This is a genomic window from Mesorhizobium sp. YR577, assembly GCF_900116595.1.
Classification (GTDB): Bacteria; Pseudomonadota; Alphaproteobacteria; order Rhizobiales; family Rhizobiaceae; genus Mesorhizobium_M.
Genome location: NZ_FPBI01000008.1, coordinates 63,028 through 89,569, shown reverse-complemented (window position 1 = coordinate 89,569; position 26,542 = coordinate 63,028). Strand labels below are relative to the sequence as shown.

Sequence of the window (26,542 nt, the reverse complement as noted above, 5' to 3'; positions counted from 1 at the left end):
TCAAAAATACCCTTCGCGCTTCTTCTTTTCCATCGAACCGGCTTCGTCTCGGTCGATCAGGCGGCCTTGACGTTCGGACGTGCGGGCGATCAGCATTTCGCTGACGATGCCGTCGAGATCGTCGGCATTGGATTCGATCGCGCCGGTCAGCGGATAGCAGCCAAGGGTGCGGAAGCGGACGAGACGATTCTCGACCTTCTCGCCGGGCCGCAGCTTCATGCGATCATCGTCACGCAGGATGAGCATGCCGTCGCGCTCGACGACCGGGCGTTCCTTGGCGAAATACAGCGGCACGATGGGGATATCTTCCTGCAAAATATATTGCCAGATATCGAGTTCGGTCCAGTTCGACAGCGGGAAGACGCGGATCGATTCTCCCGCTGCGACGCGCGTGTTGAAGATTTTCCACATCTCCGGGCGCTGGTTCTTCGGGTCCCAGGCATGGCTCGCATTGCGGAACGAGAAAATGCGCTCCTTGGCGCGCGACTTTTCCTCGTCGCGACGCGCACCGCCGAAGGCCGCATCGAAACCGTATTTGTCGAGCGCCTGGCGCAGGCCCACCGTCTTCATCACATGGGTATGCGTGTTCGAGCCATGGTCGAACGGGTTGATGCCGTCGCGGACACCGTCTTCATTGATATGGACGAGAAGGTCGAAGCCCAGCTTCTCAGCCATGGAATCGCGAAACTCGATCATTTCGCGGAACTTCCAGGTGGTGTCGACATGCAGGAAGGGAAACGGCGGCTTGGCCGGATAAAACGCCTTCATCGCCAGATGCAGCAGCACCGACGAATCCTTGCCGACGGAGTAGAGCATGACCGGCTTGGTGAAGGTCGCCGCCACCTCGCGGAATATATGGATCGCTTCGGCTTCGAGCCGATCGAGGTGGGATAGCTTGGCAAGCATCGGAGGCCTTTGAAATTTGTCCGCTCGCGAAGCCTGCGACGGCAATATTCTGAATTTGGTGGAATTTTCTCACAAAACGCCTTGCGCTCAAGGAGAACGCTACCAAATTTGCCCGCACACGCGATTGGAACGTGCGCATTCGGGCGGCCTGTTGGAATCCTGTTCTCTTACCCGAAATCAACCTGCCCCAAGGCATGGATACGCAAATAGGCCGCAGGTGAAGACTGGGAATTGCATTGCGCTGTCGCCGGCCTCATGGCAGTTGATATGCAAGACGGCAGATGTGAGTAAAACTGTCACGAAACGCTCGGGCTGCGGCTCAATTCTCGATACCGGAACAGCTTCGTGTTTTCGAAAGATCTCCTGAACTACCGATCCGTCAACAAGCTCTTCACATTCCTTTGCTTTGCCACACCTCCGGCTGCCGGCTCGGCGGTCAGCTTCATCTGGCACGGCGGTGCTTTGTGGTGCCTGTTCGAGATCGTGACGGGCCGGCGCAAGTTCAGCCGCGACAGGGCCATGTGGGTGATGGCGATTGTGCTTTTCGCCTATTGTCTCGTCATTACCGTCTCCACTCTCTGGAACAGTGAGACATTTGGCGATACGCGGCACCTGCTGCGCCTCGCAACCCTTCTTCTCTTTCCATTTTCCTATTCCCTGTGGAGCATTTCGAACAAGGTAGACGTTGCCCGCACCACCGTGCTGGCCAGCATGGTCGCGTGTTATGCGGGGCTCGTGGTCGCCGCGTTTCAGTATTACTACCTGGGTGAACGGGCCTGGGGCGGAGCAGGAAACCCGATCGTTTTCGCCACGGTGATTGGCCTCACCGGCGCGGTCTCGCTTGCCGGCATCTTTTTCCTTCAGGAAAAGAAACTTACGCTTCCTTTGGCCGGCGCATTTGCAGCTTCATGGATCGGCCTGATTTTTTCCGGAAGCCGTGCCCTGTGGATCAGCAGTTTCGTGGTAACGGTTGCCATCCTCTGGATCTATCGGCGGACCCTTTCGCGATACATCTCGCCGAGAAATGCCGTAATCATCGTCGCGATTTTCGTGGCGATCGCTGCCGCAGGCGCCCCGACCGTCATGGACCGGATGGGCAGGGTCGCCGCCGACTGGGACAAGCTGACCGTGAATTCCCAGCAGGAAACGTCGCTCGGCGTGCGGCTTTCACTCTGGGAAATGGCGCTTGATCTGGTCCAGCAACGCCCGTTCATCGGTTACGGGATGGGATCGACGCGCAAGTTGATAACCACCGGGCTGCGGGATCAGTACGGTCTCGATTTCACCTTCACACATTTTCACAACGGCTTCGCAACCGTCACCGTCGAAGCCGGATTGATCGGCCTGCTCACACTGCTGGCAATATTCGCTGCAGCCACGGCCACCGCTGTTCGATGTTTCCGGGACAGTCGCGACGAGGTCGAAAGATTTGGTGCGACCGTGCTCGTCATACTGGTCGTCACCTACATGATCTCCGGCCTGACCAACATCATCCTGGGTCACGATATTCTGGATACGATGATGGTGGTGTTTCTGATCACCGGAACATATCTCGCCGCCGGGACATCGATGGTGCAGGCATCTGACCCGATCGCCGCCAGGAAACCCGCCTGAACTGCCAGGCTTTGAGGTCAGCCGACCGAAATTCGTTCGGGTTTGCGTATATTGCCTGACGTGCTAAGCGGCAGACAGTTTTGACGGTTTTACACCGCCGCCGGGAAAGCAGATCGATGGCCATGCGTTTCGATACCAAGTTCGAGCCTCATTACGGACAGCCGGTGGAGATTGCTCCGGGAGTAGCGCGGCTGACCGTCAACAATCCTAGCGCCTTCACCTTTTACGGCACGAACAGCTACATCATCGGGCAGGACACGCTGGCCGTCATCGATCCTGGTCCCGAAAACGATGCCCATTACGATGCTCTGATCAGGGCAATTTCCGGTCGCCCCGTCAGCCACATCTTCGTCAGCCACACCCATCGAGACCATTCTCCGCTGGCGGCACGCCTTGCCCGCGAAACCGGTGCGACGACGGCTGGGGAAGGGCCGCATCGTGCCGCGCGCCCATTGCGGATCGGCGAAATCAATCCGCTCGACGCCAGTGGCGATATAGACTTCAAGCCTGATCTTGTTTTGCGCGACGGCGACATCGTCGAAGGTGACGGCTGGCGCATCGGCACGGTTCTGACGCCGGGCCATGCAGCCAACCATGCCGCCTTCTCGCTGGAGGGAACCGGCATCCTGTTTTCCGCCGATCATGTCATGGCCTGGGCAACCACCATCGTCGCGCCGCCGGATGGAGCGATGACGGACTACATGGCTTCGCTCGACAAGCTTTTGGCGCGCGATGATCGCCTGCTTCTGCCCGGTCACGGCGGGCCAGTGACTAAGCCGCAACCCTTCATGCGCGGGCTGAAAGCACATAGGAAAATGCGTGAGCGCGCGATCCTCGAGCGGCTGAGGTCTGGAGACCGCTCGATTCCCGATCTCGTCGCTGCAATCTATCGCGACACGGACCCGCGCCTGCATGGGGCAGCCGGCCTCTCGGTGCTGGCTCATCTCGAGGATCTTGTCGCGCGCGGCGCCGCGGTTACCGAGAACGAACCCTCAATCGACGCCATTTTCGCGCCGGCCTGAGCTACCTTCTATGGGGCGGGCACGACCGGAACAGTTCCCGAAAGTGTCGCAACCTCGGTATCGAGCGCTTCGAAAAATGCAGTGATACGGGCGGCATTATCGCCGAAATCGTGCTTGCCGTAGCGCGATGCCGAACGCATATCGACATAGGTGGTGTCGCCTTCATCGATCAGCCTGACGGCAACATCGATGGGGAAGGCAAGGATGGTGGTGAAGGCCAGCGCCTCCACCGTAACCTCGCTCTGCCCTTCCGCATCAGGCTTCGGGCCCTCCCGTTTCCAGCCTTCCTGCGCAACCACGGCTTCCACCGCCTCAAGCGTGCGGTCGAAGGGCAGTTCATAGCGCCGGCCCGTGACATCCGGGTATTTGTCCGTCTGAAGCTTTCGGCGTTCAGGCGTGAAAGGCGTGATGGCATCCATGTCGGCGGCGCGCGCTTTAGCTGCCAGCGTCAGCGCCGGCGGCTCGTCCAGATCGGTGGAAATGTCGTTGAGTTGCGGGTAGATGACCCCGCGATAGCCGATGACCAGATATGGCACCAGCACCACCAGCGCGACGATCGTCCCCCAGGTGAGGTCGCCACCGCCCAGATCGCCATTGTTCCACACCCGCGAAAAGGCAAAGGCCGCGAAAGCCAGCGCGCAAATCGCAAGCGCAGCCACAAGCACCAGGACCACCAGAAAGACCGGCGTTTCCAGCAGGCCGTAACGGTGCGCAAGGCCGGCGACGATGAACAGCACCGCCGAGAAGCTCGCCAGCCACCGCGACCAGCCGGCGGTCCTTGCCGTCCGTCGTTCCAGATATGCTCTCATGTGCTTGCGCCGCAGGTCGATTCCATTGGCGCTTCAATAAAGCGTTTCGTAGCGCCGTAGAAGCCTCGCATATTCAGCTTGGGTCTACCCGACTGCCTCCGTATCTGTAGGAAGCCGGTACTCGCTGAACTGCTTGCGAAGCGTCGTTTTCTGGATCTTGCCGGTTGCCGTATGCGGTATCTCGTCGACGAAAGCGACATCGTCGGGCATCCACCACTTAGCGACCTTGCCGTCCATGAAGCCAAGGATGTCGGACTTTTCCGGCTCCTTGCCGGGCTTGCGCACGATCACCAGCAATGGCCGTTCGTCCCACTTGGAATGACGCACGCCGATGACCGCCGCCTCGGCAACATCCGGATGCCCGACCGCGAGATTTTCGAGGTCGATGGTGGAAATCCATTCGCCGCCGGACTTGATGACGTCCTTGGCCCGGTCGGTGATCTGCATATAGCCGTTGGCGTCGATATGGGCGACGTCGCCTGTGTCGAACCAGCCCTCCTCGTCGAATTGTTCCTTACCGGCACCGCCATAGTAGGCCGCAGCCACAGCCGGACCGCGCACCTTGAGGCGGCCGAAGGTTTTGCCGTTCCAGGGAAGCGACTTGTCTTCGTCGTCGGTCACCTTCATCTCGACGCCGAAGGGCGCATGGCCCTGTTTTTCCTCGATGTTCAGCTTTTCATCGCCTTCAAGGTCCGCATATTCCGGCTTCATCGTGCACAGGCTGCCGAGCGGCGACATCTCGGTCATGCCCCAGGCATGGATCACCTCGACGTCATAGTTTTCCTGGAATTTCTTGGTCATGGCGCGCGGGCAGGCCGAACCGCCAATGACGACCTTCTTCAGGTAAGGTAGCTTCTTGCCGGTTTCCTCCAGATATTGAAGCAGCATCAGCCAGACCGTCGGCACGGCAGCGGTGAAGGTCACCTTCTCGGTGTCGAGCAGTTCGTAGATCGAAGCGCCGTCCATCTTGCCGCCGGGCATGACCAGCTTTGCGCCGATCATCGGTGCGCTCTGGCCAAGCCCCCAGGCATTGGCGTGGAACATCGGCACGACCGGAAGGATCACATCCTTCGACGCGATGCCCATGGCGTCGGGCATGGCGGCCATCATGGCGTGCAGCACATTGGAGCGGTGGCTGTAGACCACGCCCTTCGGCTCGCCCGTTGTGCCGGAGGTGTAGCACATGCCGGCAGCCGCACCTTCATCGAGGCTTTTCCATTGGAAATCTCCATCGGCCTCGGCCAACCACTCCTCGTAGGCGACCACGTTGGGCAAGGCGGTCTGGGGCATATGCGCCTTGTCGGTCAGAACGATGACCTGCTTGAGCGACGGCACGGCTGCGGCGATCTTTTCGACCAGCGGCAGGAACGTCAGGTCGACGAATATCGCCTTGTCCTCGGCGTGGTTCATGATCCAGACGATCTGTTCGGGGAAAAGGCGCGGGTTGAGCGTGTGATAAACTGCGCCGACGCCCATGATGCCGTACCACGCCTCGATGTGGCGCGCCGTGTTCCAGGCCAGCGTGGCGATGCGGTCGCCCACGCCATAGCCGTCACGTTCCAGTCGCTGGGCGACCTTGAGCGCGCGGGTGCGGATATCGGAAAATGTCGTGCGAACGATCGGCCCTTCGATGGAGCGTGAAACGACCTCGCGGCGCGGGTGCTGGATGCCGGCATGATCGAGTAACTTGTGGCAGAGCAGCGGCCATTCCTGCATCAATCCAAGCATTCCAATCCCTCCCATTGTTGTTTGGGCCATTGTGGAAGGAACTGTCGGATTGTCCAGTGGTGACCTCGCGTTAGGCCAGCGCTCTTAGCCGAATTGCCTAGAGTACCGCGCATATTGCTGGACACCCAAAGGACACCCTAACGCTTTGAATTTGCTTAGAATCTCGTCCAGAATTCGAATTCGATCTTTGGGCTTATGCGTAAGACCTCAAGTACAGCCAAGATGATTTGCTAACATTGCCGGTAGCGTTTTCGTCACAATCCGGCCATTGTAACCGCTGATCCTTCTTGGCGGTGGGGTGAAACTGGCGAAATACGATGAGGTTTCGCATGTCCAAGCAACCTGTAGCAGAGAAGCTTGTAAACGTCGTGTCGGAGAACGCCACGGAGCTGCCCGCAAAAGGTAAACCCATATCCGAACAGGATTTCGAGACCGTGATCCGCGGCGCCCTCGACGCCGTCAATGGCACGCTCCTGTTCAAGATGCGGGTCGATGAAGGAAATGAACCGCATCACGCCGCTGCCGCTTTTGTCGGCGATGGCGAGAAGCGGCAGTTTCTCGTGATGACCATGCCGCTCAATGGCGGTCAGCTACGCGTCGAGACGGCGGCCAAGAGCAAAAGCCCCATAGCCGGCATTGCCGCCGCCTATGCCGGCCTGGCCGACGCGTTCGCCACGGCTGCGTGATTGCTTCGGGGTCTTGCGGTAGGCCATCGACCTCAACCGTTTGACCCAAGAGGCGAAGAGTTTTGCGTGTTGCGTTCCAAGCGACTAGCCTGAGCCTAGTTCGCTTAAAGGAGCCGCGCATGCTCGGTCAGACCCCCCTCACTAATTTCCAGACCCGTGACGTCGAAGCCCTGCTTCATCCCTATACGCCGATCCACAAGCTGAAGACGATGGGCGCGGTGGTGATGGAGCGCGGCGAAGGCATCTATGTCTACGACACGCAAGGCCGCGGCTATATCGAGGGCATGTCCGGGCTGTGGTGCGCGGGCCTCGGCTTCGGCGACGAGGAGATGATAGAGGCGGCGACAGCGCAGATGCGCGCCCTGCCCTTCTATCACATATTCGGCGCCAAAAGCAGCGAACCCGTCGTCGAACTTGCTGAAAAGCTTAAGGAAATCGCTCCGGTTCCAATCTCGAAAGTGTTTTTCACCTCTTCCGGCTCGGAGGCCAACGACACGCAGGTGAAACTCGCCTGGTACATGAACAATGCGCTTGGCCGGCCCAACAAGAAGAAGATCATTTCGCGCGTCAAAGCCTATCACGGCGTGACCGTCATGGCGGCATCGCTGACCGGCCTGCCTGGCAACCACAATGGCTGGGACCTGCCCGTCGACCGCGTGCTGCATACCGATTGCCCGCATTACTACCGGTTCGGCGCAGACGGCGAGAGCGAGGGTGACTTCGTTGCCCGCACGGCAAAGTCGCTGCGCGACCTCATCGAGCGCGAAGGGCCGGACACGATCGCGGCGATGATTGCCGAGCCTGTCATGGGCGCCGGTGGCGTCATCGTTCCGCCGAAGGGTTATTTCGAGGCGATCCAGGCGGTGCTGGACGAGCATGACATCATCCTGATCGCCGACGAGGTCATCACCGGCTTTGGCCGCACCGGCAACTGGTGGGGTTCGCAGACGCTCAACATGAAGCCGAAGACGATTTCCGCGGCCAAGCAGCTCACCGCTGCCTATGCGCCACTGGGCGCCGTCATGGTGCCGGAAGACATCTACCAGTCCTATGTCGACCACAGCGCCACACTCGGCAGCTTCGCCCACGGCTTCACCTATGGCGGCCATCCGCTGAGCTGCGCGCTGGGTGTGAAGGCCATCGAAATCTACCAGAAGCGCGATATTCTCAGCCATGTCCGCACCCTGATGCCGCTGTTCGAGCAGCGGCTGAAGAAGCTGGCGGACCATCCGCTTGTCGGCCAAACGCGTTTCTGCGGCCTTGTCGGCGGCGCGGAACTGGTGGCCGACAAGAAAACCAAGCGATCCTTCGATCCCAAGCAGGGCGTTGGGCCCGAGGCCTCCCGGCTGATCGAGCAGAACGGCGCCATCCTGCGCGCTATCGGCGACACGATCGCCATCTGCCCGCCGATGATCATTACCGAGGCGGAACTGAACGAACTTTTCGACCGCTTCGAAAAAGGTCTCGATCAGGCCGAGGCATGGGTTTCAAAGGAAGGCTTGAGAACTACATGAAGAGGCATGGCAGATAATGGAGCATTCCCGATGACTATCGCCAATCCCTCCCCCGGCTTCGCCAAGAACCCGGCCAAGCAGATCACGGTCGAGCCTTACAGGGGCACCGTCAAAGTCTTTGCCGGCGATCAGCAAATCGCCTCGTCAAGCAAGGCGCTTCTGCTGACGGAGCCGCCCTACCCGGCTGCCTACTACATTCCTTTCGCGGACATCGATTTCAGCCGTCTGGAAAAAACCGACCATTCCACCCACTGCCCCTACAAGGGCGATGCCTCCTACTGGAGCATCCCTGCGGCCGGAGACGCCGGAAAAAACGCCCTATGGGGTTATGAGCAGCCCTTCGACGAGACAGCCGAGATCAAGGACCATGGCGCGTTCTATCCCGACAGGGTGAGGATCGTGGCAGAGCCGGGGTAGGTGTTCACCTATTCGCCGGTTTCAGCGCATCGAAAGCATTCACGCCCAGCGCAGTGAGGCGATCAAGCGACTTCGCGATCGCCTCGCGCCATTGCGGCCCGCGTGAGAGGGCTTCGTCGTAGGCGTCGCGCAGGTCTTCGAGACGGCCTGTTTCGGACAGGGCAAGAGCGAGATTTTGCGCCTGTCTCAAATCCTTGAGGTCCTTGCCGTTGTCCTGCCGCCGCCGCGCTGAGACAATCAGCTTGTGGACCGCATAACGGGCAGGATCAGGCACGAATATCGGAATGCCGCCCTTGTGAAGCATCACCGTCCTGACGGGCTGGTGGATCAAGAAATCCAGAAAGCGAAGCGGCTCGGCGGTCGCGCCACCTAGTGCCGGCAATTTTGCGGGCTTGCCGAGATGATCGTCACTGCCGCGGTTGGGTGTCAGGAATTCCACCCGCAAGCCGCCCGAAGCCTGGAATTTTGCCGCGCCATGCTCGTCGCCCAGTTGCGGAACAGGCCGAAACTTGTCGTCCACACTTTTCAGGACATCGAGGATCGGCGGAATGGAATCGTCCACAGCCACGGAGATCGAGTGAAACTGCGCGATATCGATATCGCCGGTCTGCATCGCAGTGTCTGCCAGCCTGCAGCCGATAACCGTTCCGTAGGTCTGATAGGCAATAGTGCCGACAAGACAGGCCCGCACGCGAAAAAGCCCAGCCTTCCACAGCGCTTCGACCACATCGCCAACACGCTGCTCAGGCCGAAACAGCCGCGCCTCGCGAACCAGCGTCGCGACGATCTTGCGCCGTGCCTGATAGTCGTCCTTGATCTGCCGGAACCGGGCGACCCGGCTGGCAATTTCGGGATCGTCGGCCGGGCCGACATATTTTTCCCGCACCGCTTCGGTCTGCCCGCGCTCGGACGGCTTGTAATACCAGTAGTCGCGGTCCTTGACCGTGCGCTTCTTGAAGGTACCGGCTTCGTCAAAATCGAGATCGAACTGAGCATCGAGCGCGCGGTCGAGAAGCTCGGCGCTCATGGTGGTGTAGACCATGTCCAACTGGCGGGTCATTACAGCTTCGCCCTTGGTTATACCCATTTTGCAAAACGGGTATAACCCATAAGCTGGCGCAATTCAATCTGGTTATACCCAATTTGCAAACCGGGGATAACGCAGAAGCATGTTGGAAAGTGCGTGATAGAGCCTCAACCGCTCAATTCGTCGTATCGTCGGTCCCGTCGCCATCGACGTCATCCAGCCGCACGAAGGTGTAGCCCTTGTCCTTCAGCGCCAACAGACCTTTCACCAGCCCCTCGCCGGCGGCGTGGGTCGGCTGGTTGATGTGGGCAATGATGACATCGCCATCCTTGGCAGCCGAGACGCGCCTTGCCGTCTCGCGCGCGCCGAGCAGCGAGCCGCCGTCGCCGTTGATGGAATAGCCGGCGATCTTGAAGCCAGCCTTTCGGATCAGCGCGATTGCCGAGGGGCTGTATTGTGCGGTGGCGCCGCGAAACCATTTCGGCGCCGGCTCGCCGGTCTTGGCGAGTGCCGCAGCACCTGTCTCGACCTCGGCCAGCACCGCTTCGGGGCTGCCGGCGCTGCGGATGCCATAAATCTTGCGCGGCGTATCGACGGCGGGAATATGCCTGCCGCCGTGATTTTCGAGCTCGAACAGTTCCGGATGCGCCCGCATGATGTCGAGCGAAGGCGCATTGCGCTTCAGCCAGGTTCCGGTCACGAAGATCGTCGCCGGAATCTTGTGCTGGACCAGCGCGGATAGAATCCGGCTGTCGGTCGCGCCGCCGCAGGCATCCAATGTCACTGCGACGCGCGGGCTGTCGCCGCCCTGCCTGATATGCAGGCTCGGCTCAAGCAAGGGCGCGGCATTGGCGACCACTGCCGAACCGGAGAGTGCTACGGCGAGAAAGAGCTTTGAAACAAGGCGCATGCGGAAAACCCAAGCCAATAATCGCATCATCCCAATGCCTGCATAACGGCAAAATTGGGATGATGCGTCAGATTCCGCTCAGCCGCCCTTTTTGACGGCAGCCTGCGCCGCCGCCAGCCTGGCGATCGGCACGCGGAACGGCGAGCACGACACATAATCGAGGCCAACTTCCTCGCAGAAGCGGATCGAAGCCGGGTCGCCGCCATGCTCGCCGCAGATGCCGAGCTTGATGTCTGGCCTTGTCGACCTGCCCTTGTCGGCTGCCATGCGCACCAATTCGCCCACGCCCTCGATATCGAGCGAGACAAACGGATCCTGATCGACAATGCCCTTCTGGCGATAGGTTTCGAGGAAGGATGCCGCATCGTCGCGCGAAATGCCGAAGGTCGTCTGCGTCAGGTCGTTGGTGCCGAAGGAGAAGAATTCAGCCGACTCCGCAATCACATGGGCGCGGATCGCGGCGCGCGGCAGTTCGATCATCGTGCCGGTGAGGTATTCGACGGTGACGCCGCTTTCTTCCATCACGCTCTTTGCCACCGCATCGATGCGCGCCTTGACGAAATCGAGTTCCGTTTTCAACCCGACCAGCGGCACCATGATTTCCGGCACCACCGGGTTGCCGGTCTTCTTGCCTGCTTCAACAGCCGCCTCGAAAATGGCGCGCGCCTGCATTTCGGCGATTTCCGGATAGGAAACCGCCAGGCGACAGCCACGATGGCCGAGCATCGGGTTGAATTCGTGCAGCGTCTCGGTGCGATGGCGCAACTTGTCCGCCGACACCTTCATGGCCGCCGCCACCTCCTCGATTTCCTGATCCGTCTTGGGCAGGAATTCGTGCAGCGGCGGGTCGAGCAGGCGGATCGTCACCGGCAGGCCGGCCATGATCTCGAACAGTTCGAGGAAGTCCGAGCGCTGCATCGGCAGGAGCTTGTCCAGCGCTGCGCGACGGTCCTTCTCCGTATCGGCGAGGATCATTTCGCGCATGGCGATAATGCGTACGCCCTCGAAGAACATATGCTCGGTGCGGCAGAGGCCAATGCCTTCCGCGCCGAACGAACGCGCCATGCGCGCATCGGCCGGCGTTTCGGCATTGGTGCGCACCTTCATGCGGCGGATCTTGTCGGCCCACTCCATGATGGCGGCGAAATCGCCGGAAAGCTCCGGCTGCAGCATCGCGACCGCGCCCTTCAGAACCTGCCCGGTGCCACCGTCGACGGTGATGATTTCGCCCTTGCGGAACGTCGTGCCCATGGCGGTCATCGTGCCGGCCTTGTAGTCGACCCGCAGCGTGCCGGCGCCGGAAACGCAGGGCTTGCCCATGCCGCGGGCAACGACCGCCGCATGGCTGGTCATGCCGCCGCGCGTCGTCAGGATGCCTTCGGCTGCGTGCATGCCGTGGATGTCTTCCGGGCTGGTTTCGATGCGCACCAGAATGACCTTCCTGCCGATGGCGCGCATTTCCTCGGCCTCGTTCGACGAGAACACGATCTCGCCGGTGGCAGCACCCGGCGACGCCGGCAGGCCGATCGCAACGACATTGCGCTCTGCCTTGGGGTCGATCGTCGGGTGCAGAAGCTGGTCGAGCGAGGACGGGTCGATGCGAGCCACGGCCTCTTCCTGGGTGATGAGACCCTCGGCGGCCATATCGACAGCCGTCTTCAGCGCAGCCTTTGCGGTGCGCTTGCCCGAGCGCGTCTGCAGCATCCACAACTTGCCGCGCTCGATGGTGAATTCGAGGTCCTGCATGTCGCGGTAGTGCTTTTCAAGCCGTTCCGAGATTTCCATGAAGGTGTTGAAGGCTGCCGGCATCAGCTTCTGCATCGAAGGCTTGTCCGAGCCGGCGGCAATGCGAGCCTTTTCGGTGATGTTCTGCGGTGTGCGGATGCCGGCCACCACATCCTCGCCCTGCGCATTCACCAGGAATTCGCCGTAAAGCATCTTCTCACCGGTCGACGGGTTACGCGTGAAGGCAACGCCGGTGGCCGAGGTGTCGCCCATATTGCCGAAAACCATGGCCTGGACATTGACCGCCGTGCCCCAGCTTTCGGGAATGTCGTGCAGCCGGCGATAGGTGATGGCGCGGTGGTTCATCCAGCTCGAAAACACGGCGCCGATGGCGCCCCACAGCTGTTCCTGCGGGTCCTGCGGGAACGGCTTGCCGAGTTCTTCCTCGATCTTGGCCTTGTAGAGCGCAATGGTTGCCTGCCACTCGTCGGCGGAAAGTTCGGTGTCGAGTTCGTGGCCGAGGCGGGCCTTCTCCTCCTCGAGGATTTCCTCGAAAACCTCGTGGTCGAGCCCCATCACGACATCCGAATACATCTGGATGAAGCGGCGGTAGCTGTCATAGGCAAAGCGGGCATCGCCCGAATCCTTCGCCAGCGCTTCCACGGTCACGTCGTTGAGGCCGAGATTGAGCACGGTGTCCATCATGCCGGGCATGGAAGCGCGCGCGCCGGAGCGCACCGAAACCAGCAGCAGCTTTGCCGGGTCGCCGAAACGACGGCCGGTCAGCGCGCCGATATGGTCGAGCGCCGTCGTGACATCTTTCTTCAGGGAAGCCGGATAGGCGTTGCCATTGGCGTAATACCAGTTGCAGGCTTCAGTGGTGACGGTAAAGCCCGGCGGCACCGGCAGGCCAAGGCTGCACATTTCCGCCAGATTGGCGCCCTTGCCGCCCAGCAGATTCCTGTCGCCGGCGCGCCCTTCGGCGGCACCATCCCCAAAGGTGTAGACCCACTTGGTCATGCTCGCTCCTAGCCTATGCAATTGAGACAGCAGATGAAAAGCGCCTCTAGCGCGAAGCGATAAATTGCTGCGCTGCGAAAGGCAACCTGTGCTTCGGACAGTTTAACTCCTACAATCGATTAAGAAATCCGCTGGTAACAAGACTTGTATTTCGATGCCAAATTTTATAGAACATAAAGAGAACAAGAGGCTACCATGAAAAAGACCGGCAAACTCGATTATCTCGAAATGCCCGCCACCGGCGGCACGCTCGACAACGTCAAGGCGTTCCACAGCACAGCCTTCTCCTGGTCGTTCACCGACTACGGGCCGAGCTATTCGGCCTATGACGAGGGGCTGGAAGGCGGCTTCTATTCCGAAGCGGGAGACGCCACGCCCAAGCCGCTGCCGGTTCTCTATTCGGAAAATCTCGAGGAAACGCTCGCCGCTGTGGAAGATGCCGGCGGCAAGATCGTGAAACCGATCTTTTCCTTTCCCGGCGGCCGCAGGTTCCATTTCACCGATCCGGCCGGTAACGAACTGGCCGTCTGGGGCGAATAGCGATCCTTTGCGCGCTCGCGAAACTCGTTCTACCGCTTCGCCCGGGGTGAGGCGGTAAAATTTGCGGCAGGCATTTTGCCGCGATTGTGCTTTTCGATCACACTGAATATAAGGCCGCACAGACTCGACTCGGGGCTCCGGGTCTTGGGGCGTAGCCAAGTGGTAAGGCAGCGGTTTTTGGTACCGCCATTCGGAGGTTCGAACCCTCCCGCCCCAGCCAGATACCCCTTTCCACTAAAACGAGTACTTAACCGTAGCGCCGAACCGCAATCGGAACCTCGGCCTACCGCTCCAGCAATCGCGTTCTCGGCTCATTCACAAGCGCCTGAAACGCGACTTCCAGATCAGTCGGTTTCCGAACGATCCATGAGGTATCCGTTCTCTCCGCCAGTGCTGCCAAAATCCCCGGTCGCACTCGGGCAGGGAAATTCCATATGATCTTGATCAGCTTTGGAATGATGAGAATTTCGGGGCAATTCTCCGGCAAACCGGGGCGGCTTCTAAACAGGTATCGCCAATTCCGCCGGGCACACCTAACGAAGGACGTTCGACGATCAACGTCGAGAAAAATAACAAAGTCGGCGGCCTTCATAACTGTGATGGATACGCCTTCAATTACCCATGCTTGCCGCGAAACGAGTTCGGCGATCTTTTCGGTTCGCCAATCGTCCGAGCTTTTTCGCCAGCCCGGCTGCCAAACAATTTCATCCAGACCGAAGACCGGCAAGTCCAACAGTTTGCCGACGTGCTTCGCCAGAGTTGTCTTTCCACTTCCCGCGTTTCCGGTGATAAAGATTCTTGTCATGTCGGCAGCTAAGCGACCAAGGGCGGTTACGCCAAGACGTGTCAGTCACGCGGATTAAAAAAGCTGGCCAACCGCCCCAGAATACCGCGTGACAAAAGCATCGAAGCTTTCCAGGCTGCTTTTCGGCATCCTGTCAGTTCAGCTCGCTTCCCGCAGCTGCTCCGCCGTCTGCAAATCGACCGACACAAGCTGGCTGACGCCCTGCTCGGCCATGGTGACGCCGAACAGGCGGTTCATGCGCGCCATGGTGATGGGGTTGTGCGTGATGATGACGAAGCGCGTCTCGGTCGTGCGCGCCATCTCGTCCATAAGGTTGCAGAAGCGCTCGACATTGTGGTCGTCGAGTGGTGCGTCGACCTCGTCGAGCACGCAGATCGGTGCGGGATTGGTCAGGAACACCGCAAAGATAAGCGCCATCGCCGTCAGCGCCTGCTCGCCGCCGGACAGCAGCGTCATGGTCTGCGGCTTCTTGCCGGGTGGGCGGGCGAGGATTTCAAGCCCGGCTTCGAGCGGGTCTTCCGATTCGATCAGTTGCAGTTCGGCCGTGCCGCCGCCGAACAGATGCGTGAACAGCCGCTTGAACTGCTCGTTGACGACATCGAAGGCGGCCAGCAGCCGCTCGCGGCCTTCGCGGTTCAGGCTCTGGATCGCCTGGCGCAACTTGCGGATCGCCTCGATGATGTCTTCGCGTTCGGTGACGATGGCTTCGAGCCGTTCGGACAGCTCCCGCTGTTCCTCTTCGGCCCGCAGATTGACCGCGCCCAGCCGCTCGCGCTCGATTTTCAGGCGCTCAAGCTGGCGCTCGATATCGGCGGCATCCGGCATCGGCGCGTCGGCCTCGAGGCCGGTGTGGCGGATGACGAGATGCGGCGGCGTGTTCAGCGTTTCCTGTATGCGCGCCTCGATCTCCTTGCGGCGATCGTCGGCAGCCGTCAGGCGTTCCTCGGCGCGGCCACGCGCTTCACGCGCTTCCGACAGCGCCTGGATCGCGCCGGTCGCGGCTTTGTCGAGCAGAGCCTGCTGGTTTTCCGCTTCCTGAAGCCGATCGCTTGCCGCCTTGCGCAACTCCTCCGACTGCGAAAGCTGCGTCATCAGCGCACGGCGGCGCGCGTCGATCTCGTCCGGCGCGTCGACGAGCCTTTCGCGCTCTTCCATCGCCTCGGTCTGCCGCTCGCCGAGCGAGGCGATCTGGCCGGCGGCGTTCTCGGCGCGCAGTGTCCAGTTGCGGCGCTCATTGGCGATGGCATCGAGGCGACGCATGCGCGCCTCGGCTTCCCGCTTCAATCCTTCATGCACGGCGCGCGCATCAGCAACGGCGGCGCGGTCGCGCGCAACGTGGGCCGCCGACTGGTCGAGCCGCAATTGAAGATCGCCGAGATCGGGCGCGGAACCCAACTGGTCCTCGGCCTCGACATATGCGGCAGCGGCCTCCTCGTGGCCTTCCTCGATCCGCGCACGCGCCTCATCGAGCGCGGTACGCCGGCTCGACAATTCGCCCGCGGCCCTTTCGGCCTGGGCCAGCGCGTCGCGGGCCTGTCCGACTGCGTGCTGCGCGTCGCGCCACGCCTGCCGCGACAGGCGCTCTTCTTCGGTGCGCTGGCGCACTGCCGCCTCGGCCTTGGCCAGAACTTCTTCCGCAGCGCGCACTTTCACGGTTGCGGCAACAGCCTCCGCGTCGAGTTCGGCAAGCCGGTTCTTCTGTGCCAGCCGCTGCGCGGCAGCGGTCGGCGCATCGGCGCTGGCGGTAAAGCCGTCCCAGCGCCACAGCGCGCCGTCCTTGCTGACCAGACGCTGGCCGGGAGCCAGAAGAAGCTGCAACCGCCTGCCATCGGCAGCATCGACGATGCCGATCTGCGCGAGGCGCCGTGCAAGCTGGCGCGGTGCGCGCACGACGCTGGCGAGGTTGCGAATACCTTCCGGCAGCGCAGGATCGCCCGGCATCGGCTCGCTTTCGCCCCAATGCACGGGAGCGGCGCGATCGAGCGGCACGTCGAGGTCTTCGCCGAGGGCGGCACCAAGTGCCGTCTCAAAACCGCGCTCGACGCTCACCTGCTCCAGCACGGCCGGGAAGAGGTCGCCGCTCGACGCATTGAGTATCTTGGCCAGCGTACGCGCTTCGGTCTCGATGCCGGCCAGTTCCGCGCGCGCTTCCTGAAGCGGCGGACGTGCTTCATTTTCTGCCGTCCGCGCATCGGCAACGGCCTGTTCGGCCGCACCCGCTGCAAACTCGGCATCGTCGAGGGCCGCCTGCGCCTCCTCGGCCAGAATCTTCTTTTCGGCCGGATCGGCAAGGCCGGAAATGCGTGCGGCGATTTCCGAAACTTCACGGTCGACATCGCCAAGCTGGCGGGCCAGACGATCCCGGCGCTCCGCCGTTTCGCGCAGCGCGCGTTCAAGCTGGGTGCGCGAGGCGGCGGCATCAGCGCGCGTCGCGGTGAGCTTTGAGAGCGCGATTTCGCTCAAGCCAAGCGTCGCGGTCGCTTCCTCGAAGGTCGCCCGCGTTGCCATCTCACGCTCGGCAGCGCCGGCGTTTTCGGCATTCAGCGCCTCTTCTTCCTCGGCAAGGCGAGCGAGAATATCGGCGTTGTCGCTAACCATTTGCTGTTCGCGCGCAATGTCGGCGTCGAGCTGCTGCAGGCGGCGGTCAAGCTCGGCCTGCCGCGTACGGATGCGACCTGCCTCTTCCTCGATCTGGGTTCTGGCGATGGAAAGGCGCTGAAAGGCAGCGGCAGCGGCGGCTTCCGCCTCGCGCAGTTCCGGCAGCTTGTGCGCGCCGATCGCCTGCTCCTTGGCCGCAGTCATCTGCTGGGCCGCGCGCTCGCCGACCAGCGAAGTCGCCGTCGCCAGGGCAGAGCGCGACTCGCCTTCCTGCGTCTTCGCCTGCGTCCAGCGAATATGCAGCAGGGTCGCTTCCGCCTTGCGGATGTCGGCGGAAAGGTTCTTGAAACGTGCAGCCTGCCGCGCCTGACGCTTCAGGCTTTCGATCTGGCTTTCCAGCTCGCCGACGACATCGTCCAGCCGTTCGAGGTTCTGCTCCGCCGCGCGCAGCCGAAGCTCGGCTTCGTGACGACGGGTATGCAGGCCGGAAATGCCGGCGGCTTCTTCCAGAAGCGCGCGTCGCGCCTGCGGCTTGGCCTGGATCAGCTCACCGATACGCCCCTGCCCGACCATCGAGGGCGAGCGCGCGCCGGTCGACTGGTCGGCGAACAGAAGCTGCACGTCCTTGGCGCGCGCTTCCTTGCCGTTGATGCGATAGACGGAGCCTGCCTCGCGCTCGATGCGGCGCGACACCTGCAATTCATCGGCATCGTTGAAGGCAGCGGGCGCAGAGCGGTCGGCATTGTCGAGGAAAAGCGTGACTTCGGCGGTGTTTCGCGCCGGCCGCGTGCCGGAGCCGGAGAAGATCACATCGTCCATGCCGGAGGCGCGCATGTTCTTGTATGAGCTTTCGCCCATCACCCAGCGCAGCGCCTCGACGAGATTGGACTTGCCGCAGCCATTCGGCCCGACGACGCCCGTCAGGCCGCGCTCGATGACGAACTCGCCCGATTCAACGAAGGATTTGAAGCCGAGAAGGCGCAGGCGGGAAAATTTCATAGGCGCGGTCCCGCGACCGCAGGCATGGCGGGGCGCAAGCGCCCCGGCATGGCCGGACCGTCAGAGCATGCCGTCGATAATCGCCGACATATCCTCAATAGACAAAGCCCCTTTGTACACATTGCCGTTGATGAAGAAGGTCGGGGTGGAATCGACCTTGAAATCTTCTGCGCCACGTTTCTGTACTGCCCTGACATCGTCCAGAAGCTTCTGGTCAGTCAAGCAGGCCTCAAAGGACTCCTGTGAAAAACCTGCCAATTTCGAGATTTGCAGCAGCGCGGTCTTCGCATCCGGCACGCCGGCCCAGTTTTCCTGCTGCTTGAACAGCACGTCGATCATCGGGAAGTAGTTATCGTTGGAGCAGCGGGCAAGCATGAAACCTGCCTCGGCGCGCGGATCGAACGGGAATTCGCGGAAGATCAAGCGCGCCTTGCCCGTATCGATGTACTTTTCCTTCAGCGCCGGCAGCGTAGTCTCGTGGAAATGCGCGCAGTGCGGGCAGGTCATCGAGGCGTATTCGACGATCGTCACCGGCGCATCGTCCTTGCCGAGCTGCTTGTCCGGCAGCGCGCCGGCCTCGAGCACCTTGGCCATGTCGACCTTGCCCTGCGGCTCAGGCGCCTTGCCGGGTGCCGGTGCTGCGGCGTCCTGCGCCATCGCGCGTCCGGTAAAACCAGCCTGCGAGGCGAGCACCATTGCCGCCGGCGCGAGAGCCAGTGTCGAGAGAACTTTTCTGCGCGGAATGGAACGGATCATACGAATCACCTGCCTGAGATTGTATTGTGCGATGCCAAGGCACCAAAAAGCGAGACTTGGCGCGAATTAAGGCATCTGTTCCCCCAATCCAATCGACAAGTTCCGCAACAGCAATCACGAATATGCGAGATGGATGTCAACTCTTCTTCTTTTTCGTGCCTATTATTGTCGCGCCAAGCCGTTCGAGGGCTGCCCGCAAACCGTCATCCTCGATATTCTCTACCGTGCCGGCGAGTTTTGTCTTCTCGCCGTCGGTCAGCGCCCGCGGGCGCGGTTTCGGCGGCAAACTCGTGTCGATCAGGGCCTTTTGCACGATGCGGATGCGCCCGACCGCGGTGAACCCGAGAAAGGCGTTGACCCGGCCGATGACTTCGCCGGTCTCGTGCTGCAAATGAAGTGCGGCCAAGCCCTCGCAGGCGACAATCAGCGTCGCCGGCTCGAACGGATCGTCCTCGTGCAGGCGGCGCGGCCACTGGATTTTTTCCGGCCGGCTCTTGGCGGCGATCCGCGGGCCGACGATCTCCTCCCACGACTGGACGAGCCCGACCGAGATGCCGGCGCGCTTGCGCAGGACGGGATCGAGAATTTCGGTGGCGAGATCGCTCACCGGAACGGGATTGCCGTAACGGCTTTTCCCTGCCATGTGCGTTCTCCGGACTATGCACCCTTACCCAAGGCGCGGATCAGTAGCACGATCAATGGCACCACAGGCAAAACCCCGCAAGAGCGCCGCACCCTCCAGCGGCGATATCGCAGCGCCCCTGCTTGACTGGTACGACGCCAATCATCGCGAACTGCCGTGGCGCGTTTCGCCGCGCCAGCTGGCATCCGGTATTCGCCCCGACCCTTACCGCGTCTGGCTTTCGGAAGTCATGCTGCAGCAGACGACCGTCGAGGCGGTGAAATCCTACTTCCGCGCGTTTCTGGAGAAATGGCCGGATGTGAAATCGCTTGCCGCCGCCGAAACCGACGACGTCATGAAGGCCTGGGCCGGCCTCGGCTATTATTCGCGCGCCCGCAATTTGAAAGCCTGCGCCAATCTCGTTGCAGCCGGCACAGGTGCTTTTCCGGATACGGAATCAGGCTTGCGCGAACTGCCCGGCATCGGCGCCTATACGGCAGCCGCAATCGCGGCCATCGCCTTCGACCGGCCCGCTGCCGTGATGGACGGCAATGTCGAGCGCGTCATGTCGCGCCTGTTCGAGATTTCCACGCCCCTGCCCGACGCCAAGCCGGAAATCCGCGCCATTCTTGAAACTCTGGTGCCGCCTGCCCGGCCCGGCGACTTCGCCCAGGCGATGATGGATCTGGGGGCAACGATCTGCACCCCACGCCTCCCACGCTGCATGTTGTGCCCGCTGCGCGACGGCTGCGAAGCGCTGGCGAATGGTGATCCAGAACTCTATCCGGTGAAGGCCCCGAAGCCCGAAAAGCCGGGACGACGAGGCGCGGCATTCATCGCGATCCGCCCGGACGGCGCGATCCTTTTGCGCAAGCGCCCGGAAAAGGGTCTGCTCGGCGGCATGAGCGAGGTGCCGACGACCGCATGGACCGCGCGCATCGACGGCGACACCACCATTGCCGGCGCGCCCTTTGCCGCCGAGTGGCAGCGGGCGGGCAGTATTTCCCACGTCTTCACCCATTTCGCGCTCGAACTCGATGTCTACTACGCAGAGATCGCCGACCGTCCCTTGCCTGCCGGCAGTTTCTGGGCTCCAGTCGCCACGCTTCACGGCGAGGCGCTGCCGACTGTCATGAAAAAGGCAATCGAGGCTGCCATACCGGGCGCGACGAAAAAGCCGTTTCCACACACAGCAAAGAGGCATTCATGACCGAAATCCGCCACATCGTCTTCGACATCGGCAAGGTGCTGATCCATTACGACCCGGACCTGCCCTTCAGCCGGCTGATCCCGGACGAGACCGAGCGGAAACGGTTCTTCGAAACGATCTGCACCCATGACTGGAACATCGAGCAGGATCGCGGGCGGAGTTGGGAAGAGGCTGAAAGCCTGCTGATCGCCGAGCATCCCGACCATGAGGAAAACATCCGCAACTTCCGCCGCTATTGGCACGAGATGGTGCCGCACGCCTATGACGACAGCGTCGAAGTGATGGAGGCCCTGATCGACAAGGGCCACGACGTGACCATGCTGACCAACTTCGCCGCCGACACTTTCACGGAAGCGCGGCAGCGTTTTCCCTTCCTCGAGCGCCCGCGCGGCGTGACCGTTTCGGGCGAGATCGGCATGATAAAGCCCGACCGCGGCATCTACGACCACCATGCATCTACCTTCGGCCTCAATCCGTCGGAGACGATCTTCATCGACGACAGCCCGAAGAATGTCGAAGGCGCCAAGGCCGCCGGCTGGCAGGCTGTGCTGTTCACGGATGCCGCAACGCTGCGGCGCGATCTGGAGCAGCGAGGCATCGAGGCGTGACGCAGGGCGTCGAGCCGGCTGAGATTCTGCGGCGATACCATGCCGCGATCAATGCGCTCGACTACCACGCCATCGAAGCGATGTTTGCCGCCGATATCGTCTATGATTCGGGCGGTGTCGGCGGACTCATATCTGGCCGCGATGCGGTGATGGCCGCATTCAAAACCTATTTCGCCGAATATCCGGACCAGGTTTCCGAGGATTTGTCGGTCGAGACGCTATCGCCCAACACCGCCCGCTCGGTCTGGGCGCTACAGGCAACGAGCGCTACGACAGGCGCACCTTACAAGCGACAAGGGACCGAAACCATTACGCTTGACGAGGATGGCAGGATAATCCGCGTCGACGTCGAGGGATAAGGCCGTGTGTCCAGAGCCTTTTCGGCTCAGGTGGAATGCCCCTCATGCAGCCACCGGTACCTTCACCCCGCTTGAGGCAAGGCGATCGTATAGGAAGCACCCCCACCCCTAACCCCTCCCCACAAGGGGGAGGGGAACTTTTCTGCACTGCTATCCGGCGCTAATCTTCAACGTTCTTGGCTGTCAAGGCGACGAAACCGTCCCCCTCCCCCTTGTGGGGAGGGGCTAGGGGTGGGGGTATTGCCCTGCCGCCTGCGGCGAGTGCGTCTCCACCAAAACCTGAAACGATCTACAGAAATGCCAAAACGCCCGAGGGTGACCTCGAGCGTTCGGGATCAGCCGGTGACTGGAAGCCGGCCCATCGGTGGTCTCGGAGAGCAATTCCAGGAAAAGTGTGTCGCGGTTTTCCGTCCGGAATTGCGTAAACAAAAAAGCTTTCCGAAGATCAGGCCCCTGCCCGCTCCATGCCGAGGCGCGCGATGCGGCGCAGTTCGTCGATCTGGGTCAGGCCGCCATTGCGTTCATAGTGCCAGAAGGTCCAGCCGTTGCAGGATTCCAGGCCTTGCAGGACTGCGCCGACGCGATGGATTGAACCGGCATTGTCGCCGATCGCCAGCGTGCCGTCGGCGCGAACCTTGGCGGCCCAGCGCTTCTTGGCGTCGTAAAGCGTCGCACCCGGCTTCAGCATGCCGGAATCGAGCAGGTTGACGAAGGCGACGCGCGGCTCGGCGCGCTTGCCGGAAAGCACCGTCAGGTCGGCAGCCTCAAGCGGCTTCACCGCTGCGATGCGCTCATTGGCGGCGTCGATATAGTCCTGCTCGCGCTCGATGCCGACGAAGTGGCGGCCGAGGCGCTTTGCCACCGCACCGGTGGTGCCGGAACCGAAGAAGGGGTCGAGCACGACATCGCCCGGCTTCGTCGAAGCCATCATGATGCGGGCAATCAATGCTTCCGGCTTCTGCGTCGGGTGCAGCTTATCGCCATTGTCGTTCTTCAACCGCTCGGCCCCGGTGCAGATCGGGAACAGCCAGTCCGAGCGCATCTGAATGTCGTCGTTGGACGCCTTCAGCGCATCGTAGTTGAAGGTGTAGCTCTTGGCATTCGGGTCGCGGGAGGCCCAGATCATCGTCTCATGCGCGTTCTGGAAGCGGCGGCCGCGGAAATTCGGCATCGGGTTGGTCTTGCGCCAGACAATGTCATTCAGGATCCAGAAGCCGAGATCCTGCATCGAGGCGCCGACGCGGAAAATGTTGTGGTAGGAGCCGATGACCCAGATCGTGCCGTTGGGCTTCAGCACGCGGCGCGCGGCCAGCAGCCAGGCGCGGGTGAAGGCGTCATAGGCGGCGAAACTGTCGAACTGGTCCCAGTCATTGTCCACCGCATCGACCTTGGACTGGTCGGGGCGGTGCAGGTCGCCATTGAGCTGGAGATTGTAGGGCGGGTCGGCGAAAATCACGTCGACCGACTTTTCAGGCAGCTTGTCGAGGGCGGCGACACAGTCGCCCTTCAGGATCGTATCCAGCCATTCGGCTTTCTGCGGCAGGGGGGAAAGGTCGGCGAGAGCACGCACGGCTGACATTCTGATACCCGAAATACGCGTTACTGTTTACACCCCGTTATGGTTACCGATCAGCGTAAACATTTGGTGAAGCGCGACTCGCCGCGACCAATAATTTGCGGTGAGCCTGTCCATGGTGTATGCCGCGCCGCGAAAACATCGCTTGCCGCCATGCGGCCTTTCTTCCCAGCTATTGCGGATTTACATGACCCAGCCTGATCTCGTCATTTTCGATTGCGACGGCGTGCTCGTCGATTCAGAAATCATCGCCGCGCGCGTAGAGGCCGAATTGCTGACCGCTGCCGGCTTTCCGATCGAGCCAGAAGAACTGGCCGAGACCTATGCCGGCCTGACCTTCAAGGACATCATGCTGCGCATCGAGGAACAGTCGCAGATACCGTTCCAGGCATCGCTGATCGATCAGGCGGAATCGCTTGTGGACCGCCGGCTGCAGGCCGAGGTTCGCGCCATCGAAGGCGCGCATGAGGCGGTGGCATCTGTCACCGGCCCGCGCTGCATCTGTTCCAATTCGAGCAGCGAGCGTCTCAACATGATGCTGGAAAAGACGAGGCTGCTGCCATTCTTCTCAGGCCGCATCTTCTCCTCGCTCGAGACGCCCTCGAAAAAGCCGAAGCCGGCGCCGGACGTGTTCCTGCATGCGGTCAACACGCTTGGCGCCAATCCCGCGCGCACCTTCGTTGTCGAGGATTCGGTTCACGGCATTTCCGGCGCAAAGGCTGCCGGCCTGCGCGTCATCGGCTTCACCGGCGCTTCACACAGCTATCCCGGCCATGCCGATGCGCTGACCGAAGCGGGTGCTGAAACCGTCATTCGCCGCTGGGCGGATTTTCCCGGCGTCGTCGCAGCACTTCTCGAATGGTCGGAAGACGCTTAAAGCGCGGCTCGCGCTTTAAGCTGTTGGTTTTGATGCATGCCGTTATCGCAAAACCGCCGCGCACTTTGGCGCGGCATGTTTTGTCACTCGGCGGCAGCCGTCTTCTTCTTCGGCGCCGGACCTTCGTCGAAGCCGGCATAGATGCGGATGTTCTGCTCGGCCGGAACCGGAACCGAAACGCCCTTGTCGTTGAAGACGAACTGCGTGGCCGCCGTTTTATCGGTCAGGCTGACCGGAAACTGGGTAAGCTTGGAGTACAGCACTTCCTCGCCACGCACCACGACGACACGGATCGGCAGGGTCACGCTTCCCGGCGCACCGGCCGGACCCGGCACGATCTTGCCGGCAGCTGCGACGTCGATGCTCAGCGTGCCATCGCGAGTCACGCAGGCGCGGGTCACGTCGGCTATGGAAGCCTGATACATCAGCTTCGTCGCATCGTCCTGACCGCCCTTGGCATAGCTGCTGAAGAAGGCTGTCCCTTCACGCAGGGTAATGTTCGGGCAATAGGCCCTGAGGTCGCTTTCCAGGATCCTGCCTGCCTGATCGGGCTTGCTGGCTGCGTCGAAGCCTTTCGCCGCGTCGTTGGATTGGCAACCAGCGGCGGCAATCATAAAGCTCGAAACGGCAAGACCGGCCAAAAAACGACTGTCGATAAATCGAAACTGCATATGCTGCACTTCCCTCTCTCAAAGCTGTCGCTGTATATCAACGCCGCGGCAAAAATGCGACTGACGGGATTCAGTTTTTCACCGATCTGCTTTTCCACAGAAGTTTCAGTCGCCTAGACCTCAGGCACACCACGACGAACGGATGACAATGAAATACGTCAGCACACGCGGGGAAGCTCCCGCACTCGGTTTCTCGGATGCGGTTCTTGCGGGACTTGCCCGCGATGGCGGCCTCTACATTCCGAGCGAGTGGCCGCAGTTCAGCGCGGCTGAAATCCGCGCCATGCGCGGCCTTGCCTATCCCGATCTTGCCGTCCGGCTGCTGACGCCGTTCCTCGGCGGCGAGATCGCCGCACCGGCTTTCGAGCGCATCGTGCGCGAAGCCTATGCCACCTTCCGCCACGATGCCGTCTGCCCGCTCGTGCAGACCAATGCGAACACTTTCGTGCTGGAGCTTTTCCACGGCCCGACGCTCGCCTTCAAGGACGTGGCGATGCAGCTGCTGGCGCGGCTGATGGATCATGTGCTGGCCGAGCGCGACCAGCGCGCGACGATCACCGCTGCAACGTCCGGCGACACCGGCGGTGCGGCGATCGACGCTTTTGCCGGCCGCGACCGCGCCGATATGTTCGTGCTTTTCCCGCATGGCCGCGTCTCGCCGGTGCAGCAGCGACAGATGACGACTTCGACCGCCCCCAACGTGCATGCGCTCGCCGTCGAAGGCAATTTCGACGATTGCCAGGGTCTGGTGAAGGACATGTTCAACGATCACGGCTTCCGCGATCGCGTCTCCCTGTCGGGCGTCAATTCGATCAACTGGGCGCGAATCATGGCCCAGATCGTTTATTATTTCTCGTCGGCGATTTCGCTCGGCGCGCCCGATCGCGCGGTGTCGTTCACCGTGCCGACCGGCAATTTCGGCGACATCTTCGCCGGCTATGCCGCCAAGAAGATGGGCCTGCCGATCGAGCGCCTGGTGATCGCTACCAACGACAACGACATCCTCGCCCGCACGCTTTCGACCGGCGAATACCGCACCACAGGCGTCGTCGCCACGACCTCGCCGTCGATGGACATACAGGTCTCATCCAATTTCGAGCGCCTTCTTTTCGAAGCGTCGGCGCGGGATGCAGGCACCGTCCGCCGCTATATGGCCGGCCTCAAGCAGTCGGGTGCATTTACCATCGAGGCCCCTGCCATTGCGAAGATCCGCGGCGAGTTCGACGCCGGACGCGCGACGGTGGAAGAGACCGCGGCAACCATTCGCGAGACGCTGAAGGCAAGCGGCTATCTGCTCGACCCACACACGGCGACTGCCGTTCATGTCGCGAACCGCCAGAAGGGCGACGCACCGATGGTCGTGCTTGCCACCGCTCACCCAGCCAAGTTCCCCGCCGCTGTCGAAGCAGCGAGCGGTGTTGTTCCGCCCCTGCCCGCATGGCTTGCCGGATTGATGGAACGCGAGGAAAAATACACGGTACTTCCATCCGAGCTTAAAATGGTGGAAGATCATATTAGCCGCCACGCACGGGCGGCGCGTTAG

General features: G+C 61.6%; 23 protein-coding genes and 1 tRNA gene. 12 read left to right on the top strand and 12 right to left on the bottom strand.

The annotated features are described in order from the left end of the window. Entirely contained in the window at positions 1-906 is a 906-nt protein-coding gene (gene cysD / locus BM413_RS13310; RefSeq protein WP_091913823.1) for a sulfate adenylyltransferase subunit CysD, read from the bottom strand. A gap of 345 nt (positions 907-1,251) precedes the next feature. Here cysD and BM413_RS13305 point away from each other — a divergent pair, with 345 nt between their 5' ends. Continuing rightward, positions 1,252-2,520 (top strand): O-antigen ligase family protein, encoded by a 1,269-nt coding sequence (locus BM413_RS13305; RefSeq protein WP_091913822.1) that lies wholly within the window; start codon positions 1,252-1,254, stop codon positions 2,518-2,520. A gap of 116 nt (positions 2,521-2,636) precedes the next feature. Next, positions 2,637-3,542, top strand: coding sequence for an MBL fold metallo-hydrolase (locus tag BM413_RS13300; RefSeq protein WP_091913821.1), 906 nt, complete (start codon positions 2,637-2,639; stop codon positions 3,540-3,542). Positions 3,543-3,550: 8 nt separating this feature from the next. On the opposite strand, the gene BM413_RS13295 is transcribed toward BM413_RS13300, so the two are convergent. Then, positions 3,551-4,351 (bottom strand): DUF1499 domain-containing protein, encoded by an 801-nt coding sequence (locus BM413_RS13295; RefSeq protein ID WP_091913820.1) that lies wholly within the window; start codon positions 4,349-4,351, stop codon positions 3,551-3,553. Between the two features lie 84 nt (positions 4,352-4,435). Beyond that, on the bottom strand, positions 4,436-6,079 hold the full coding sequence (locus tag BM413_RS13290) for a long-chain-fatty-acid--CoA ligase (protein ID WP_091913819.1): 1,644 nt from the start codon (positions 6,077-6,079) through the stop codon (positions 4,436-4,438). 329 nt (positions 6,080-6,408) lie between these two features. On the opposite strand from BM413_RS13290, the gene BM413_RS13285 reads away from it, so the two are divergent. From BM413_RS13285 to BM413_RS13275, 3 genes are all read left to right on the top strand, one after another. After that, the gene (locus tag BM413_RS13285) at positions 6,409-6,765 is read left to right on the top strand and encodes a hypothetical protein (protein ID WP_091914060.1); all 357 of its coding nucleotides are present in this window, start codon (positions 6,409-6,411) and stop codon (positions 6,763-6,765) included. Between the two features lie 119 nt (positions 6,766-6,884). After that, entirely contained in the window at positions 6,885-8,279 is a 1,395-nt protein-coding gene (locus BM413_RS13280; RefSeq protein ID WP_091913818.1) for an aminotransferase, read from the top strand. A 30-nt stretch (positions 8,280-8,309) separates the two neighbouring features. Continuing rightward, positions 8,310-8,696 carry a DUF427 domain-containing protein gene (locus BM413_RS13275; protein WP_091913817.1) on the top strand — a complete coding sequence of 129 codons (387 nt, stop codon included), beginning with the start codon at positions 8,310-8,312 and terminating at the stop codon, positions 8,694-8,696. 4 nt (positions 8,697-8,700) lie between these two features. On the opposite strand, the gene BM413_RS13270 is transcribed toward BM413_RS13275, so the two are convergent. The 3 genes from BM413_RS13270 to ppdK form a co-directional block, all read right to left on the bottom strand. Beyond that, the gene (locus BM413_RS13270; RefSeq protein ID WP_244537858.1) at positions 8,701-9,756 is read right to left on the bottom strand and encodes a nucleotidyltransferase family protein; all 1,056 of its coding nucleotides are present in this window, start codon (positions 9,754-9,756) and stop codon (positions 8,701-8,703) included. A gap of 142 nt (positions 9,757-9,898) precedes the next feature. Continuing rightward, complete coding sequence (locus BM413_RS13265) at positions 9,899-10,633, bottom strand: polysaccharide deacetylase family protein (protein WP_091913816.1); 735 nt, start codon at positions 10,631-10,633, stop codon at positions 9,899-9,901. Positions 10,634-10,711: 78 nt separating this feature from the next. Then, entirely contained in the window at positions 10,712-13,378 is a 2,667-nt protein-coding gene (gene ppdK / locus BM413_RS13260; protein WP_091913815.1) for a pyruvate, phosphate dikinase, read from the bottom strand. A gap of 195 nt (positions 13,379-13,573) precedes the next feature. Here ppdK and BM413_RS13255 point away from each other — a divergent pair, with 195 nt between their 5' ends. After that, a complete protein-coding gene (locus tag BM413_RS13255; protein ID WP_091913814.1) occupies positions 13,574-13,918 on the top strand; it encodes a VOC family protein in 345 nt (114 codons plus the stop codon). A 145-nt stretch (positions 13,919-14,063) separates the two neighbouring features. After that, positions 14,064-14,138, top strand: a tRNA-Gln gene (locus tag BM413_RS13250). 63 nt (positions 14,139-14,201) lie between these two features. Here BM413_RS13250 and BM413_RS13245 read toward each other — a convergent pair. The 4 genes from BM413_RS13245 to BM413_RS13230 form a co-directional block, all read right to left on the bottom strand. Further along, the gene (locus tag BM413_RS13245) at positions 14,202-14,723 is read right to left on the bottom strand and encodes a P-loop NTPase family protein (protein WP_091913813.1); all 522 of its coding nucleotides are present in this window, start codon (positions 14,721-14,723) and stop codon (positions 14,202-14,204) included. 138 nt (positions 14,724-14,861) lie between these two features. Next, positions 14,862-18,320 (bottom strand): chromosome segregation SMC family protein, encoded by a 3,459-nt coding sequence (locus BM413_RS13240; RefSeq protein WP_091913812.1) that lies wholly within the window; start codon positions 18,318-18,320, stop codon positions 14,862-14,864. A gap of 60 nt (positions 18,321-18,380) precedes the next feature. Continuing rightward, a complete protein-coding gene (locus tag BM413_RS13235; RefSeq protein ID WP_091913811.1) occupies positions 18,381-19,076 on the bottom strand; it encodes a DsbA family protein in 696 nt (231 codons plus the stop codon). A gap of 136 nt (positions 19,077-19,212) precedes the next feature. After that, entirely contained in the window at positions 19,213-19,719 is a 507-nt protein-coding gene (locus BM413_RS13230; protein ID WP_091913810.1) for a DUF721 domain-containing protein, read from the bottom strand. 55 nt (positions 19,720-19,774) lie between these two features. Between BM413_RS13230 and mutY the strand changes: the two genes are divergently transcribed. From mutY to BM413_RS13215, 3 genes are read left to right on the top strand one after another with little or no spacing between them, the layout of a single operon-like run. Continuing rightward, positions 19,775-20,908 (top strand): A/G-specific adenine glycosylase, encoded by a 1,134-nt coding sequence (gene mutY / locus BM413_RS13225; protein ID WP_091913809.1) that lies wholly within the window; start codon positions 19,775-19,777, stop codon positions 20,906-20,908. After that, positions 20,905-21,516, top strand: a complete 612-nt coding sequence (locus BM413_RS13220) for an HAD family hydrolase (RefSeq protein ID WP_091913808.1) — start codon at positions 20,905-20,907, stop codon at positions 21,514-21,516. The genes mutY and BM413_RS13220 overlap by 4 nt, the downstream gene beginning before the upstream one ends. Continuing rightward, positions 21,513-21,875: a nuclear transport factor 2 family protein gene (locus BM413_RS13215; protein ID WP_091913807.1), complete on the top strand. Its 363-nt coding sequence runs from the start codon at positions 21,513-21,515 to the stop codon at positions 21,873-21,875. Before BM413_RS13220 ends, BM413_RS13215 begins: the two co-directional genes overlap by 4 nt. 445 nt (positions 21,876-22,320) lie before the next feature. Here the strand turns inward: BM413_RS13215 and BM413_RS13210 are convergent, their stop codons facing one another. Next, complete coding sequence (locus tag BM413_RS13210) at positions 22,321-23,454, bottom strand: site-specific DNA-methyltransferase (RefSeq protein WP_091913806.1); 1,134 nt, start codon at positions 23,452-23,454, stop codon at positions 22,321-22,323. A 184-nt stretch (positions 23,455-23,638) separates the two neighbouring features. Between BM413_RS13210 and BM413_RS13205 the strand changes: the two genes are divergently transcribed. Beyond that, positions 23,639-24,328 carry an HAD family hydrolase gene (locus BM413_RS13205; RefSeq protein WP_091913805.1) on the top strand — a complete coding sequence of 230 codons (690 nt, stop codon included), beginning with the start codon at positions 23,639-23,641 and terminating at the stop codon, positions 24,326-24,328. An 83-nt stretch (positions 24,329-24,411) separates the two neighbouring features. Here BM413_RS13205 and BM413_RS13200 read toward each other — a convergent pair whose 3' ends face one another. Continuing rightward, positions 24,412-24,999, bottom strand: coding sequence for a hypothetical protein (locus tag BM413_RS13200; protein WP_091913804.1), 588 nt, complete (start codon positions 24,997-24,999; stop codon positions 24,412-24,414). 148 nt (positions 25,000-25,147) lie between these two features. Between BM413_RS13200 and thrC the strand changes: the two genes are divergently transcribed. Then, complete coding sequence (thrC, locus tag BM413_RS13195) at positions 25,148-26,542, top strand: threonine synthase (protein ID WP_091913803.1); 1,395 nt, start codon at positions 25,148-25,150, stop codon at positions 26,540-26,542.

Bases quoted from the DNA above. Each gene is read 5' to 3' on its own strand.
- cysD (WP_091913823.1), bottom strand. From the start codon at position 906: ATGCTTGCCAAGCTATCCCACCTCGATCGGCTCGAAGCCGAAGCGATC.
- BM413_RS13300 (WP_091913821.1), top strand. From the start codon at position 2,637: ATGGCCATGCGTTTCGATACCAAGTTCGAGCCTCATTACGGACAGCCG.
- BM413_RS13295 (WP_091913820.1), bottom strand. From the start codon at position 4,351: ATGAGAGCATATCTGGAACGACGGACGGCAAGGACCGCCGGCTGGTCG.
- BM413_RS13290 (WP_091913819.1), bottom strand. From the start codon at position 6,079: ATGCTTGGATTGATGCAGGAATGGCCGCTGCTCTGCCACAAGTTACTC.
- BM413_RS13285 (WP_091914060.1), top strand. From the start codon at position 6,409: ATGTCCAAGCAACCTGTAGCAGAGAAGCTTGTAAACGTCGTGTCGGAG.
- BM413_RS13280 (WP_091913818.1), top strand. From the start codon at position 6,885: ATGCTCGGTCAGACCCCCCTCACTAATTTCCAGACCCGTGACGTCGAA.
- BM413_RS13275 (WP_091913817.1), top strand. From the start codon at position 8,310: ATGACTATCGCCAATCCCTCCCCCGGCTTCGCCAAGAACCCGGCCAAG.
- BM413_RS13270 (WP_244537858.1), bottom strand. From the start codon at position 9,756: ATGACCCGCCAGTTGGACATGGTCTACACCACCATGAGCGCCGAGCTT.
- BM413_RS13265 (WP_091913816.1), bottom strand. From the start codon at position 10,633: ATGCGCCTTGTTTCAAAGCTCTTTCTCGCCGTAGCACTCTCCGGTTCG.
- ppdK (WP_091913815.1), bottom strand. From the start codon at position 13,378: ATGACCAAGTGGGTCTACACCTTTGGGGATGGTGCCGCCGAAGGGCGC.
- BM413_RS13255 (WP_091913814.1), top strand. From the start codon at position 13,574: ATGAAAAAGACCGGCAAACTCGATTATCTCGAAATGCCCGCCACCGGC.
- BM413_RS13245 (WP_091913813.1), bottom strand. From the start codon at position 14,723: ATGACAAGAATCTTTATCACCGGAAACGCGGGAAGTGGAAAGACAACT.
- BM413_RS13240 (WP_091913812.1), bottom strand. From the start codon at position 18,320: ATGAAATTTTCCCGCCTGCGCCTTCTCGGCTTCAAATCCTTCGTTGAA.
- BM413_RS13235 (WP_091913811.1), bottom strand. From the start codon at position 19,076: ATGATCCGTTCCATTCCGCGCAGAAAAGTTCTCTCGACACTGGCTCTC.
- BM413_RS13230 (WP_091913810.1), bottom strand. From the start codon at position 19,719: ATGGCAGGGAAAAGCCGTTACGGCAATCCCGTTCCGGTGAGCGATCTC.
- mutY (WP_091913809.1), top strand. From the start codon at position 19,775: ATGGCACCACAGGCAAAACCCCGCAAGAGCGCCGCACCCTCCAGCGGC.
- BM413_RS13220 (WP_091913808.1), top strand. From the start codon at position 20,905: ATGACCGAAATCCGCCACATCGTCTTCGACATCGGCAAGGTGCTGATC.
- BM413_RS13210 (WP_091913806.1), bottom strand. From the start codon at position 23,454: ATGTCAGCCGTGCGTGCTCTCGCCGACCTTTCCCCCCTGCCGCAGAAA.
- BM413_RS13205 (WP_091913805.1), top strand. From the start codon at position 23,639: ATGACCCAGCCTGATCTCGTCATTTTCGATTGCGACGGCGTGCTCGTC.
- BM413_RS13200 (WP_091913804.1), bottom strand. From the start codon at position 24,999: ATGCAGTTTCGATTTATCGACAGTCGTTTTTTGGCCGGTCTTGCCGTT.
- thrC (WP_091913803.1), top strand. From the start codon at position 25,148: ATGAAATACGTCAGCACACGCGGGGAAGCTCCCGCACTCGGTTTCTCG.